This is a genomic window from Paenibacillus flagellatus (genome assembly GCF_003217775.1).
GTDB lineage: Bacteria > Bacillota > Bacilli > Paenibacillales > NBRC-103111 > Paenibacillus_AB > Paenibacillus_AB flagellatus.
The window spans coordinates 237101-250242 of record NZ_QJVJ01000010.1 but is presented as its reverse complement, the minus strand read 5'-3'; the positions used below and the strand labels follow the sequence as shown (position 1 = coordinate 250242).

At 58.6% G+C, this 13142-nt stretch carries 11 protein-coding genes; 1 reads left to right on the top strand and 10 read right to left on the bottom strand.

Features of this window, described 5'->3' with window-relative positions; genetic code table 11:
- Positions 1-201 precede the first annotated feature (201 nt).
- From DLM86_RS22290 to lonB, 5 genes are all read right to left on the bottom strand, one after another.
- A complete protein-coding gene (locus DLM86_RS22290) occupies positions 202-738 on the bottom strand; it encodes a zinc ribbon domain-containing protein (RefSeq protein ID WP_110842276.1) in 537 nt (178 codons plus the stop codon).
- 113 nt (positions 739-851) lie between these two features.
- The gene (locus DLM86_RS22285) at positions 852-1439 is read right to left on the bottom strand and encodes a non-ribosomal peptide synthetase module (RefSeq protein ID WP_110842275.1); all 588 of its coding nucleotides are present in this window, start codon (positions 1437-1439) and stop codon (positions 852-854) included.
- A 264-nt stretch (positions 1440-1703) separates the two neighbouring features.
- On the bottom strand, positions 1704-2339 hold the full coding sequence (gene yihA, locus DLM86_RS22280; RefSeq protein ID WP_110842274.1) for a ribosome biogenesis GTP-binding protein YihA/YsxC: 636 nt from the start codon (positions 2337-2339) through the stop codon (positions 1704-1706).
- A gap of 18 nt (positions 2340-2357) precedes the next feature.
- Positions 2358-4694, bottom strand: a complete 2337-nt coding sequence (lon, locus tag DLM86_RS22275; RefSeq protein WP_110842273.1) for an endopeptidase La — start codon at positions 4692-4694, stop codon at positions 2358-2360.
- Positions 4695-4870: 176 nt separating this feature from the next.
- On the bottom strand, positions 4871-6574 hold the full coding sequence (lonB, locus tag DLM86_RS22270; protein ID WP_110842272.1) for an ATP-dependent protease LonB: 1704 nt from the start codon (positions 6572-6574) through the stop codon (positions 4871-4873).
- Between the two features lie 155 nt (positions 6575-6729).
- On the opposite strand from lonB, the gene DLM86_RS22265 reads away from it, so the two are divergent.
- Positions 6730-7452, top strand: a complete 723-nt coding sequence (locus tag DLM86_RS22265; RefSeq protein WP_110842271.1) for an N-acetylmuramoyl-L-alanine amidase family protein — start codon at positions 6730-6732, stop codon at positions 7450-7452.
- 11 nt (positions 7453-7463) lie between these two features.
- Here DLM86_RS22265 and ispG read toward each other — a convergent pair whose 3' ends face one another.
- The 5 genes from ispG to DLM86_RS22240 form a co-directional block, all read right to left on the bottom strand.
- Positions 7464-8561 (bottom strand): flavodoxin-dependent (E)-4-hydroxy-3-methylbut-2-enyl-diphosphate synthase, encoded by a 1098-nt coding sequence (ispG, locus tag DLM86_RS22260; protein ID WP_110842270.1) that lies wholly within the window; start codon positions 8559-8561, stop codon positions 7464-7466.
- Positions 8562-8666: 105 nt separating this feature from the next.
- Positions 8667-9938: an ATP-dependent protease ATP-binding subunit ClpX gene (clpX, locus tag DLM86_RS22255; RefSeq protein WP_110842269.1), complete on the bottom strand. Its 1272-nt coding sequence runs from the start codon at positions 9936-9938 to the stop codon at positions 8667-8669.
- An 11-nt stretch (positions 9939-9949) separates the two neighbouring features.
- Positions 9950-10540 (bottom strand): ATP-dependent Clp endopeptidase proteolytic subunit ClpP, encoded by a 591-nt coding sequence (gene clpP, locus DLM86_RS22250; RefSeq protein WP_110842268.1) that lies wholly within the window; start codon positions 10538-10540, stop codon positions 9950-9952.
- A 202-nt stretch (positions 10541-10742) separates the two neighbouring features.
- A complete protein-coding gene (gene tig, locus DLM86_RS22245) occupies positions 10743-12038 on the bottom strand; it encodes a trigger factor (protein ID WP_110842267.1) in 1296 nt (431 codons plus the stop codon).
- A 145-nt stretch (positions 12039-12183) separates the two neighbouring features.
- On the bottom strand, positions 12184-13083 hold the full coding sequence (locus tag DLM86_RS22240) for a hypothetical protein (RefSeq protein ID WP_146250271.1): 900 nt from the start codon (positions 13081-13083) through the stop codon (positions 12184-12186).
- Positions 13084-13142 lie beyond the last annotated feature (59 nt).

Below are 13142 nucleotides of genomic sequence, written 5' to 3'. Positions count from 1 at the left end.
ATTGTTTTCAACGAAAATAAAAATAACATCTATCGCCCAGAAAAGCAATAGTTTTTTTTGTTAAGGGACGAATTGCCTTCCGCGGCAGCTCCCATTCCCGTACTCAACGTATGTGAGCCTCTGGGGAAATGTGCCTTAGGACGGGAGTACGGGCGAAACTTTTTGGGGCGGCCTTGTACGGCGTCGCTTCCGAGCCGCCCGTTATCGCTCGTCCTCGCCATGTCTCGGGTGGCGGTACGCGGTCTCCTCCGGGCGTCCTTGCGGCGCTTCGCTTTGATCCGAGCCGCAGCGCAGGCAAAACCGGTCCCCCGCATCGAGCTCCGCGTCGCAGCGGACGCAACGGAGCGTCGCCTCGACCTCGACGGCGGCGTCGATCGTTTCCGGCGCCGTCTCGAACCGTTTGCCGCATTCGGGGCAGAAGCGGGCGCCGTACGGCACCAGCTTGCCGCAGGCGCAAGCCTTTTCCCGGTTCAGCCGAGCCAGCTCGAGTTCCAGCGACCCGATTTCGCGCTCCAGCGCTTCGATTTGCGCCGACAAGCGGACGACGTCCGGACCGGAAGACGTAAAGTCGCCGCCGCGGTAAGCGCCGTACACGGCGACGCCGATCCGCGTATGGAGGTTGCGGATTTGCTTGCGCTTGCCGGCGATCAGCGCCGCCGTTTTCGTCATCTCCACCGTTCGCTGGGCTTTGTCCGCGGCGCGGGACGCCCCTTCCCGGATCATGTCCAACCATTTCATGTACACGTTCCCCCCGATCGCATGATGATACAAGATACGCGGAGCCGGCCGATTTTCAGTCCATACAAAAAAAGAGCCTTGCGGCTCTTTGCTTTCGGTGTCGGGTCGGATGGTCAAGCTTCCAGTTCGAACAGTTTGTGCGCGAGCCGCGCCAGCTGTTCGTCCACGGTCCGTTGGCCGGCGGCGCTTTCCGAACGGTTCCGTTCGTCCAGCAGCTCGTCGATTCGGACGTATACCTGCGAGATTTGCTGTTCCACATGCTGCTGCCGGTACAGTCTTTCGAGCTGTCCGACCGTGTCTTTGTATTCGTAAACCAACTTATGCTTACCGGATACGATCTCGGAAATTTGTACGACGGAGCCTCTTTTGTATACATACTTCATCGTGAAAGCCGGATAAATCCGGTTTACGATCGCGTCGCCCTTGAACTGCGACACCGCCTTGCGGATCAAGTTGGCCAGCTTCGGATCGCTGACGCGGCACGAGCCTTCGCACGCGTATCGATCTCCTTGCTTCAGGAACGTAAGCACCACTTCTTCTCCGGAATCGTCCCGGAGCACGATTTCGCGGCTTCCGTCTCCGGTCGCCTTGCCTTCCGTATGCACGCCTTGCTCTTCGAACAACTTCATGAACTGGATCATTTCGGCTTCCGTTAAAGTCAAGCAGGTTTTGACATATTCCGTCGCTAACCGCTGAGCCATAAAAATCCCTCGATTCTATTTTTTAAACCCGTGAACCCGCGCCGCTTCGTCCGAAACGGACCGGATTCGTTTCCACTTACCTTAATTAATTATACTATATCGGCGGTCATTATTCCTGCTTTTTTTTCGCTGAAAACAAGCAAAATTCTGAAAAATCGGCTGCGATCCGCGGAGAAATGAAACCGTTCCATCGATCTCTCCGTTATCCTCCCCAACTTAGCGGTTTCGGAACGGCATCCGCGAGACGGCAAAAAGCGGACTGATTCAGTCCGCTTCGGAAGCCGCCTCCGGCGCCGCTTCTCCGGCAAGAGCGCTCTTGCCGGCCCGCTCCAGGATCAGGCTCCACAATTCGTCCTTGCCCTGGCCCGTCTCCGACGAGAAGACGACGATCGGGTCGCCGCCCCGCACGAACAGCGTTTCCCGGATCACTTTGACGTGCTTCTGCCATTTGCCGCGGGGCACTTTATCCGCCTTCGTCGCCACGATGCATACCGGGATGCCGTAGTGGCTGAGCCAGTCGTACATGGCGACGTCGTCGCGGGTCGGGGGGTGGCGGATATCGATGAGCAGCAGAAGCGCGCGCAGCAGCTCCCGCTTCAGCAAATAACTCTCGATAAACTTCCCCCATTGCTCCCGCTGCGACTTCGACACTTTCGCATAGCCGTATCCGGGCAAATCGACGAAATAAAGCTCGCCGTTGATCCGATAATAGTTCAACGTTTGCGTTTTGCCGGGCTGCGAGCTCGTTCTGGCCAAATTTTTGCGCTGGATCATCTTGTTGATCAGCGACGATTTGCCGACGTTGGAACGGCCGGCCAGCGCGATTTCCGGCAAACCGTCGGCCGGATATTGGTCCGGCCCGACCGCGCTGATTATGAATTCCGCTTGCGTCACGCGCATCTGGTTTCCCCTCTCCCGTTACCCGATCGAGACCGGCCGCACGAGAGCATGCTCCAGCACTTGATCCATATGGTGCACCGGAATGAACGTCAGCTCGCTGCGGACGATTTCCGGAATGTCCTGCAAATCCTTCTCGTTGTCTTTCGGCATGAGGATCGTCTTGACGCCCGCGCGGTGCGCGGCGAGCGACTTCTCCTTCAGCCCGCCGATCGGCAGCACGCGCCCGCGCAGCGTGATCTCTCCCGTCATGGCGACCGACTTGGAGACGGGAATGTTCGTCAGCGCGGAGATGAGCGCCGTCGCCATCGTAATGCCGGCGGACGGTCCGTCCTTCGGAATGGCGCCTTCCGGGATATGGACGTGGATGTCGTTTTTCTCGTGAAAATCCGGCGGAATATGAAGCTGCTCCGCCCGAGACCGCGTATAGCTGAACGCGGCCTGCGCCGACTCCTTCATGACGTCCCCGAGCTTCCCCGTCAGCGTCAGCTTGCCGCTGCCCGGCATGACGGTCACCTCGATGACGAGCGTATCGCCGCCCACCTCGGTCCAGGCGAGCCCGTTGACGGCGCCGACCTGGTCTTCCTGATCGGCCAAATTGACGCGGAACTTGGCCGGACCGAGATAGTCCTTCAAGTTGTCCGGGGTGATCGCAATCGCTTCTTTCTCGCCCGACACGATCTCCTTCGCCGTTTTGCGGCACAAGCTCGCCACCTGCTGCTCGAGGTTGCGGACGCCGGCTTCGCGGGTATATTCCCGGATCACCTTCATGAGCGTCGCATCGTCCGTCTTCAGCTGTTCCTCGGTCAAGCCGTGGTCCTTGATCTGCTTCGGCAGCAAATAACGCTTCGCGATTTGCAGCTTCTCGATTTCCGTATACCCCGGAATGTACAGCATCTCCATCCGATCTAGCAGCGGACGCGGAATGTTATGGACCGCATTCGCCGTCGTCACGAACATGACGTTCGACAGATCGAAGGGCAACTCGATATAATGATCGCTAAAAGTGCTGTTCTGCTCGGGATCCAGCACTTCCAGCAGCGCCGAAGCGGGGTCCCCGCGAAAATCCATCGCCATCTTGTCGATCTCGTCGAGCAGCATGACCGGATTGTTGCTTCCCGCGTTTTTCAACCCTTGGATAATGCGCCCCGGCATCGCTCCGACGTACGTGCGCCGATGGCCGCGAATTTCCGCTTCGTCCCGGACGCCGCCGAGCGAGATGCGGATAAATTTGCGGTTGAGCGAACGGGCGATCGATCGCGCGATCGACGTTTTGCCGACTCCGGGCGGCCCGACCAGGCACAGAATGGGCCCTTTCATCTTCTGCACGAGCTGCTGGACGGCCAAATATTCGAGCACCCGCTCCTTCGGCTTATCCAAGCCGTAATGGTCCTCGTTCAAAATATGCTCGGCCTTCTTGATGTCCAAATCGTCCTCGGTCCGTTTCGACCACGGCAGGCCGAGCAGCCAGTCGACGTAGTTGCGGATGACGGCGCCTTCGGCGGACGTCGCGGGCATTTTCTCGAGACGGTCGATCTCCTTCTCGATTTTCTCCCGCACTTTGTCCGGCACCCCGGCTTCCTCCAGCTGGGAGCGAAGCTCCTCCGCCTCACCCGCGCGGCCTTCCTTCTCGCCGAGCTCCTTCTGGATCGCCTTCATTTGCTCGCGCAAGTAATATTCCTTCTGCGTCTTTTCCATCTGCTTCTTGACGCGCTGGTTGATTTTGCGTTCGAGCTCGAGCACTTCCCGTTCGTTGTTCAAAAACCCGAGCAGCTTCTCGAGCCGCTCGCGCACCTCGACCGTTTCGAGAATTTCTTGCTTGTCTTTGATTTTGAGCGACAGGTGGCTCGTAATGACGTCGGCCAGACGGCCCGGCTCGTCGATGTCGGATACGGCGGCGAGCGTTTCGGGCGTCACCTTTTTCGACAAGTTGATGTAATGCTCGAACTGGCTGAGCACGGTGCGCATGAGCGCGTCGATTTCCGAATCGGTCGTCTCCTGCTCCGGCAGCTCCTTCACCGTCACTTCGTAATAATCGGTGTTCGCCACGTATTCGACGATTTCGGCCCGGACGATCCCTTCGACGAGAACGCGGATCGTTCCGTTCGGCAGCTTGAGCATTTGCCGCACTTTGGAAATCGTGCCGATCAAATAAATATCGTCCTTCTGCGGCTCTTCGATATTAACCTCCGATTGCGAACAGAGGAGAATCATGCTATCGTCAACCATCGCCTGCTCCAGCGCTTTGACCGATTTTTCACGGCCTACGTCCAGATGAAGCACCATGCTCGGGTATACAAGCAGCCCCCGCAGCGGAAGTAGAGGCAAGCGGCGCACTTTCGGTTTGTTCGGTCCCATGCTCCTGCACCTCCTGAACTTTGCGTTCACAAAGTTGTCATCAAACCAGTGTAAGCATCATTTTATCAAAACTGCGGTTAAAACACCAATTTGCCGCTCCCCGGCCGACGTTCTGGCGGAAACCGGGGAACGGCAAACGTATAAAGCGGAAGGACGCGGCGTCCGTATCCGTTATTTCAGCCTTCGGAGCGCGCCTGCAGGTAAGGCAGCGGCGAGGCGACGAGCACGTCGGCGCCGTTCGCCACCCCGAACGACGCTTCTTCGACGCGCAATCCGAGCGCGTGCTGCAGCACTTCCTCGACCGTGTCGACGGGAATGACTTGGACGCCGTTCAGCCCGGCGAATATTTCCTGCCAGTTTTCTTTCGGAATGACGACGCGGGTCGCTCCGGCCTGGAACGCCGCCTCGACCTTCGCCACGACGCCGCCGACCGGCTTCACCTTGCCGTGAATGCTCACCTCGCCGGTCATCGCGATCTTATTGTCGATCGGAATGCGGCGAATGGCGGAAGCGATCGCGGTCGCCATCGAGACGCCCGCCGAAGGCCCGTCGATCGGAATGCCGCCCGGGAAGTTGATATGCAGATCGTAATCGTACGGGCTCATCCCGAGCCGGCGGAGAACGGTCAGCACGTTTTCGATCGAGCCGCGCGCCATGCTTTTGCGGCGAAGCGTCTTCGAACCGCCGCCCATCTCCTCCTCGTCGACGACGCCGGTAATCGTGAACGATCCGCCTTGCGGGACGGAGGCCGGAATCGCCGTCACTTCGATTTCGAGCAGCGTGCCCATGTTCGGTCCGTATACGGCCAGTCCGTTCACGAAGCCGATCTGCGGCTCGGCCGGCACTTTCTTCTCCGGGCGCGGCGTCAGCTGGCTGCTGTTGACGACCCATTCGACGTCGGCGGCCGTCAGCTCGCTCCGCTGCTCGGTCATGGCGATGCCTGCGGCAAGCTGGATGATGTTGACCGCCTCGCGTCCGTTCGTCGCGTATTTTTGCACGACCTCGATCGCGGCGGGCGTATCCTTCAGCCCGATTTTATAGGCCGCGTTGCGTGCGATCTGGCCGATTTCGTCGGGAAGGAGCGGACGGAAAAAAATTTCCATGCAACGCGAACGGATCGCGGGAGGAATTTCCTGCGGCGTCCGCGTCGTCGCCCCGACCAGGCGAAAGTCGGCAGGCAGCCCGTTTTGGAAAATATCGTGAATGTACCCCGGAATGTTCGTATCCTCGGAGTTGTAATACGCGCTCTCCAGAAACACCTTCCGGTCCTCGAGCACTTTTAATAATTTATTCATTTGGATCGGATGCAATTCACCGATCTCGTCGATAAACAGCATGCCGCCGTGGGCCTTCGTCACGGCTCCCGCCTTCGGCTGCGGAATGCCCGCCACGCCCATCGCGCCGGCGCCCTGGTAGATCGGATCGTGCACGGAGCCGATCAGCGGATCGGCGATGCCCCGCTCGTCGAACCGCGCCGTCGTGGCGTCCATCTCGACGAATTTGGCGTCGAACCGGAACGGGGAAGCCGAATTTTTCTTCGCCTCCTCGAGCACGACGCGGGCGGCCGCCGTCTTTCCGACGCCGGGCGGACCGTAGATGATGACGTGCTGCGGGTTTTGGCCGCACAAGGCCGCCTTCAGCGCGCGCAGCCCTTCCTTCTGCCCGATAATGTCGCCCATCGTCGTCGGCCGCGTCTTCTCCGCGAGCGGCTTCGTCAGCGACACGGAGCGCAGCTTGCGCAGCTTGTCCATTTCCTTGCGCGATTCGCGGTCCACCGCGGTCCGGTTCGTCTGCTGGTTGCGCAGCAAATTCCAGAAATATAACCCGATCACGATGGCGAAAAACACCTGAATGATCATGAGGATGATGCTTAAGCTCATCGAAACGTTCCTCCTTCGCGAAACCCTTTTACGTTTTCCGCCTTTCTACTGGTAGTATTCCCCTGCTCGTAACCCGTTAATCGGCGAATGGGAAGAAAATGTTTGAGCCACGCTATGGATTATCGGCAATACAAACGGAACGAGGGATCGTCAAGATGCGAAATTCGATATGGGGCATTCGCGGGATCGTGTCGGTTTTGTGCGTGTTGAGTGTGTTGATGATGGGAGTCGGAACGGTCGGAGCGGCGGAGCCTCGCCTGCCGCCGCAGCCGCCTTCGGCGATCTCCGGCGTGGACGTGCTGATCGATGTCGGTCACGGCGGCGTCGACGGCGGCACGTCTTACGGCGACCTGTTGGAAAAAGACATCAATTTGGCGATGGGCCTCCGACTGTACGACCGTCTGCGGGAGGCGGGAATTCGTACCGCCCTTAACCGGGCGAAGGACTACGCTCCGAGCGACGACAACGAATGGCTCGGTACGCGCTCGCGTCATCTTCGCGACCTGGCGCAGCGGAAGCTGCTGATCGAGGCGCTTAAGCCGAAGCTGACGGTCAGTCTCCATATCAATTGGGCGGCCAAGCCGTCCCAGCGCGGTCCCGGCGTGCTGTACCAATTCAACCAGCCCAGCTATATCGCGGCGCATCTGTTCGCCGATCGGCTCAATGCGCTGTACGGCACCTCCAGCTTGCCTTATGCAGGCAAAACGTTTTATTTGCTGAAGCGGTCGCCGACGCCGGCGGTGATCGTGGAGATGGGGTATATCAGCAATCCGGCCGACCGGGCGATGCTGACCGGACGCGACGGGCAAACGCAAATAACGGAGGCTCTCGCCTCCGCCATTTTCGACTATTTGCACGTCTTTCACGTCTATCCTTGATTGGCCGGCTCTTAATGGCGCCGGCCCGGAATCGATCCGGTCCGTTCGAACTCGGCCACGATGTGGTCGATTTCTTTTTTCAGCTCGCTGACAAGCTCGGCTTCCGGCACCTTACGGATCATTTCCCCATAGCGGAACAGCATCCCTTCGCCGCGGGCGCCGGCGATGCCGATATCGGCCTCCCGCGCTTCCCCGGGGCCGTTGACGGCACAGCCGAGCACCGATACTTTGATCGGCACCTTCAGCTTCTCGATGTACTGCTCCACTTCGTTCGCCACCGAGAACAGGTCGATGTCGAGACGGCCGCACGTCGGACACGAGACGAGCGTCGCCGCGTTCGTAATGAGCCCGAACGTCTTCAGCAGCTCGCGGGCGACCTTGATTTCCTCGACCGGATCCGCGCTCAGGCTGATGCGGATCGTCGAGCCGATGCCGAGATGAAGCAGCGTGCCGAGGCCGGCCGCGCTCTTCACCGTTCCCGAGAACAGCGTCCCCGCCTCGGTGATGCCGAGATGGAGCGGGTAATTGAACTTCGCGGCCGCCTGCGTATAAGCGGCGATCGCCATCGGCACGTCGGACGCCTTCAGCGATACGATGATGTCGTGGAAATCGAGCTCCTCGAGAATGCCGATATGGAACAAGGCGCTCTCCACCATCGCCTCGGGCGTCGGGTAGCCGTACTTGTCCAGCAGGTGCTTCTCCAGCGAACCGGCGTTAACCCCGATCCGGATCGGAATGCCCCTTTCCTTGCACGCTTTGACGACTTCCTCCACCTTTTCCCGCCGGCCGATGTTGCCCGGATTGATCCGCACCTTGTCGATGCCGTTGGCGATCGCCGCCAACGCCAATCGATGGTCGAAGTGGATGTCCGCCACGAGCGGAATATGAATCTGTTTTTTGATCTCCTTGATCGCTTCCGCCGCTTCCTTGTTGTTGACGGTGACGCGCACGATTTGGCAGCCGGCTTCCTCCAGCCGGAGAATTTCGGCTACCGTCGCCTTGACATCCGCCGTCTTCGTCGTACACATGCTCTGCATGATCACTTCGTTGCTGCCGCCGATCGTCAAGTTGCCGACGCGGACGGGTCTCGTTTGGGTACGATGGAACATGACCGACTCTCCCATGGATGCCAAACGTCCTCCGCTCCGGTCCGGGCCGGATAAGGGCTGCGGGCGGATTGGAGGACGGATCGGCAATATATAGATTCGGGCGCGTTACGCGCTTTCTTCTTTTTTGCTCTTGGCCGGGACGGACTTGCCGTCCTTCGTTTTCAGCTCCGGCGTAATTTTGTCCATCACGACTTCCTTCGTAACGACGCAGTTGATGACGTCGTCGCGGGACGGGACCTCGAACATGACGTCGAGCATGATCCCTTCGATGATGGCGCGCAATCCGCGGGCTCCCGTGTTGCGCTTGATCGCTTCTTTCGCGATGGCGTCGAGCGCTTCCGGCGTAAACTCGAGCGAGACGTTATCCATCTCCAGCAGCTTTTGGTACTGCTTCACGAGCGCGTTTTTCGGCTCGGTCAAGATGCGCACGAGCGCCGGCTCGTCGAGCGGCTCGAGCGTGGAGATGACCGGCAGACGGCCGACGAACTCCGGAATGAGACCGAATTTGAGCAAATCTTCCGGCAGGACGAGCGACAAATATTCGCCCGGCTTCAGATCGGTTTTGTGGCCTTCGGTGCTGAAGCCGATCACCTTTTTGCCGATCCGGCGCTTGATGATTTGCTCGATGCCGTCGAACGCCCCGCCGCAAATGAACAGGATGTTCGTCGTATCGATCTGGATGAATTCTTGGTGCGGGTGCTTCCGGCCGCCTTGCGGAGGAACGGACGCAACCGTACCTTCCAATATTTTGAGGAGCGCCTGCTGAACCCCTTCGCCCGATACGTCGCGGGTGATCGAAGGATTTTCGGACTTGCGCGCCACTTTGTCGATTTCGTCGATGTAGATGATCCCTTTTTCGGCTTTCTCGACGTCGTAGTCGGCCGCCTGGATCAGCTTCAGCAAAATATTCTCCACGTCTTCGCCGACGTAGCCGGCTTCCGTGAGCGAGGTGGCGTCCGCGATGGCGAACGGCACGTTCAATATTTTGGCGAGCGTTTGCGCAAGCAACGTTTTGCCGCTGCCGGTCGGACCGATCAGGACGATGTTGCTCTTTTGCAGCTCGACGTCTTCCAGCTTGCTTTGGGAGTTGATCCGTTTGTAGTGGTTGTACACCGCTACGGAAAGCGACTTTTTGGCTTGCTCCTGGCCGATGACGTACTGATCGAGAATGGTGCGGATGTCCTTCGGCTTCGGAACGTCTTTCAGCTCCAGCTCTTCTTCGCTGCCCAGCTCTTCTTCAACGATTTCGGTGCAAAGCTCGATGCATTCGTCGCAAATGTAAACGCCCGGACCGGCTACGAGCTTGCGCACCTGGTCTTGGGATTTGCCGCAGAACGAGCATTTCAGCTGTCCTTTTTCGTCGTTGAACTTGAACATAGGATCACCTCCTATTGTTGGTTGATATGAGTGATCACTTTATCAATCAGCCCATATTCCACGGCCTGTTCGGCGCTCATGAAATTATCCCGGTCGGTATCGCGTTCGATTTTGTCGTACGGCTGGCCGGTGTGGTGCACGTAAATCTCGTTCAGCTTGTGCTTCGTCTTCAAGATCCAGTCGGCATGGATTTTAATATCCGCCGCCTGTCCCCGGACGCCGCCCAGCGGCTGGTGAATCATCACTTCGCTGTTCGGGAGGGCGAAACGCTTGCCCTTCGCGCCGGCGGTCAACAGCAGCGAGCCCATGCTCGCGGCCATGCCGACGCAAATCGTGGAAACGTCAGGCTTGATGTATTGGATCGTATCGTAAATGCCCAAGCCTGCCGTAACCGAGCCCCCGGGCGAATTGATATACAGGCTGATGTCTTTCTCGGAATCTTGGGCGGCCAGAAACAGAAGCTGCGCGATAATCAGGTTCGCGACGTCGTCGTCGATCGCGCTGCCCAAGAAAATAATGCGGTCCTTCAGCAGACGCGAATAGATGTCGTACGAACGCTCGCCGCGCGCTTCCTGCTCGACCACCATAGGTATCAGGCCCATATCGTTACCTCATTTCTTTGTAAGCTCAATTCATTTTACCACGTTTGCGGAGCAATGTCATTTTTGGACTTGGGAACGAATGGATCCGCCATTTCCCAATTTATGTAGGCGCCTCCCGAACGATGCGCCCGGCTCAAAGGGTAAACGAAAGGCACGCTTAGGTGCAAACGTGCCTTCTCGTATGAACGAACCGGTTTTCCGATTACTCGGCAGCTTCTTTGCTGTGTTCGACGAGGAAATCGATCGTCTTTTTCACGGTCAAATCGTGCTGCAGCGTATCGAGATTGCCGTTCGCGCCCAATATTTGCCGAATTTCGTCGGTCGTTCTTTGGTATTGGCCCGCAAGACGCTCAAGCTCCGCGTTGATTTCTTCTTCCGAGGCCGAGATGTTCTCCGCTTTCGCGATCGCTTCGACGACGAGGTTGTTGCGAACCCGTCTTTCGGCGTCCGTGCGCATTTGCTGGCGAACGGTCGCTTCGTCCTGACCGGAGAACTTCAAGTACATCTCGATGTCCATGCCTTGCATTTGGAGACGGTTCGCGAACTCGCGGTACATCTGATCCACTTCCGTGGTCACCATCGCGTCCGGAATGTCCACTTCCGCGTTGGCCGCCGCTTTCTCGACCGCCGCTTTCTCGCGCTCCTGCTCGTTCGACTTTTCCTTGCGCTCTTGCAGGCGCTTCGCGATGTCCTGCTTGAACTCCTCGAGCGTATCGAACTCGCTGACGTCCTTCGCGAACTCGTCGTCAAGCTCCGGCAAGTTTTTGCGCTTGATGTCCTGCAGGACGACCTTGAATACGGCCGGCTTGCCTTTCAGCTCTTCGGAATGGTACTCTTCCGGGAACGTGACTTCGATGTCCTTCGCTTCGCCTTTGGACATGCCGACGATTTGATCCTCGAAGCCCGGGATGAAGCTGCCGGAGCCGAGCTCAAGCGAATATTTCTCCGACTTACCGCCTTCGAAAGCGACGCCGTCGACGAACCCTTCGAAGTCGATAACCGCTACGTCGCCCTGCTCGGCCGTTCCTTCCTCCAGAACGACGAGCTCGGCGTGGCGCTGCTGCAGACGCTTCAGCTCCTCGGCGATTTCTTCCTCGGTTACGGTCGCGTCCTTCTTCGGAATTTCGAGACCTTTATACTCGCCGAGCTGCACTTCCGGCTTGACGATGACGGTCGCCTTGAAGATCAGGGCTTGTCCTTTGCCGAATTGCTCGATTTCGACGTCCGGACGGTCGACCGGCTCGATGTCGGATTGCTCGACCGCTTTCACGTACGACTCGGGGAGAAGAATATCCAACGCGTCTTGATACAAGCTTTCGACGCCGAAGCGCGCTTCGAAAATTTGCCGAGGCACTTTGCCTTTGCGGAATCCCGGAATGTTCGCCTTCGCGGCGACTTTCTTGAACGCCCGATCCAGGGCGGAAGCGACTTGCTCCGCTTCGACTTCCACGTTAAGAACGACTTTGTTCTTCTCTATTTTTTCCCAAGTTGCTTTCATTTTATGCTTTCCCCTCCAAAATATTTACCGGTCCCGCGCGCGCCCGAAGCTTTCGTCGTCTTGCATCGCACGCTCTCAAATGGCCATTTAACCACTATATTATAACATAAGGCGACCCTATTTCAAGTTTAAAGCTGCGAGTCCGTCAAGAGTCGCCCGGATTGGAGACGGTCGCGAACAGCTTGATCACCTGCAGCGCCTTGTGATAAGCCTTCCCCGGCGCGCCGGTCAGCCCGTACCATTCGGCCAGCTCCTCTTCGTCCGCGCTGCCGAACGCCGTCTCCTGCACCGTATGGTGCAGCGCCGCGGCCCAGACGTCGCGGCCGGTCTCGTCGACCGCCAGCAGCTCCTCGTATACGGACGTGCCGTAGACGAAAGCGAGAAAATCGCGCCACGTCTCGTCGGCGAAGCCGATCATCCCCGGCTGGTTCGATTCGGCGACCTCGCGCACCCGATCGAGCACGCTTCGGATCCGCTCGGGGTAATCCTCGTACGCAAGCGGCGTTTCCGCGATGGCGAGCCTCATCGTCTGGCCCAGCTTGCGGATTTCGATCTCGCCCGACTCCTGAATCGACCGGAGCACCTGCAGCGCGCGAAACTGGACGAGCGGGTGCAGCCGGCTTTCGGTCAGCCACCGTTTGAGCCGTTCGCCGACCGTCCGCTTGTCCAAATGGGCGATCTGCTCGAGCGCCATCATCTGCTTCTCGATCGGGGCGTGCGGCGCGAGCATGTCGAGCAGCTTATCGGTGAATTTCGAGTCCCCGGCCGCCTTGGCGCGGACGTGCCGGCGGAGCATGTCCGACTCCGTCTCCTCGTCGCCGTTTTCGTCGGAGTCCTGGCGATTTTCGCCGAGCGCCGCCTCCACCTCCTCGGGAAACGTGACGGTCAGCCAGCCGAGCAGCGACTGCCATTCTTCTTTATATTGCGGATCGTCGTGACGGCATTGCAGCAAAAACCGCAGCATCCGGACGGCCTCGCCGTACCGCTCTCCCTCCAGCATCCGGGTCAGCTCGTTCTGGTAATACTCGATCGTCTTCGGGAACAAGATGACGTTATCCTGATTGGACGATGCGATGGAGACCACCACCTTTTCGACAGGTTACA

Coding starts and splice junctions, on each gene's coding strand:
- yihA (WP_110842274.1), bottom strand. CDS start 2,339: ATGCGCGTGACGCAAGCGGAATTCATAATCAGCGCGGTCGGGCCGGAC.
- lon (WP_110842273.1), bottom strand. CDS start 4,694: ATGGGACCGAACAAACCGAAAGTGCGCCGCTTGCCTCTACTTCCGCTG.
- clpP (WP_110842268.1), bottom strand. CDS start 10,540: ATGGGCCTGATACCTATGGTGGTCGAGCAGGAAGCGCGCGGCGAGCGT.
- clpX (WP_110842269.1), bottom strand. CDS start 9,938: ATGTTCAAGTTCAACGACGAAAAAGGACAGCTGAAATGCTCGTTCTGC.
- tig (WP_110842267.1), bottom strand. CDS start 12,038: ATGAAAGCAACTTGGGAAAAAATAGAGAAGAACAAAGTCGTTCTTAAC.
- DLM86_RS22265 (WP_110842271.1), top strand. CDS start 6,730: ATGCGAAATTCGATATGGGGCATTCGCGGGATCGTGTCGGTTTTGTGC.
- DLM86_RS22290 (WP_110842276.1), bottom strand. CDS start 738: ATGAAATGGTTGGACATGATCCGGGAAGGGGCGTCCCGCGCCGCGGAC.
- lonB (WP_110842272.1), bottom strand. CDS start 6,574: ATGAGCTTAAGCATCATCCTCATGATCATTCAGGTGTTTTTCGCCATC.
- DLM86_RS22285 (WP_110842275.1), bottom strand. CDS start 1,439: ATGGCTCAGCGGTTAGCGACGGAATATGTCAAAACCTGCTTGACTTTA.
- ispG (WP_110842270.1), bottom strand. CDS start 8,561: ATGTTCCATCGTACCCAAACGAGACCCGTCCGCGTCGGCAACTTGACG.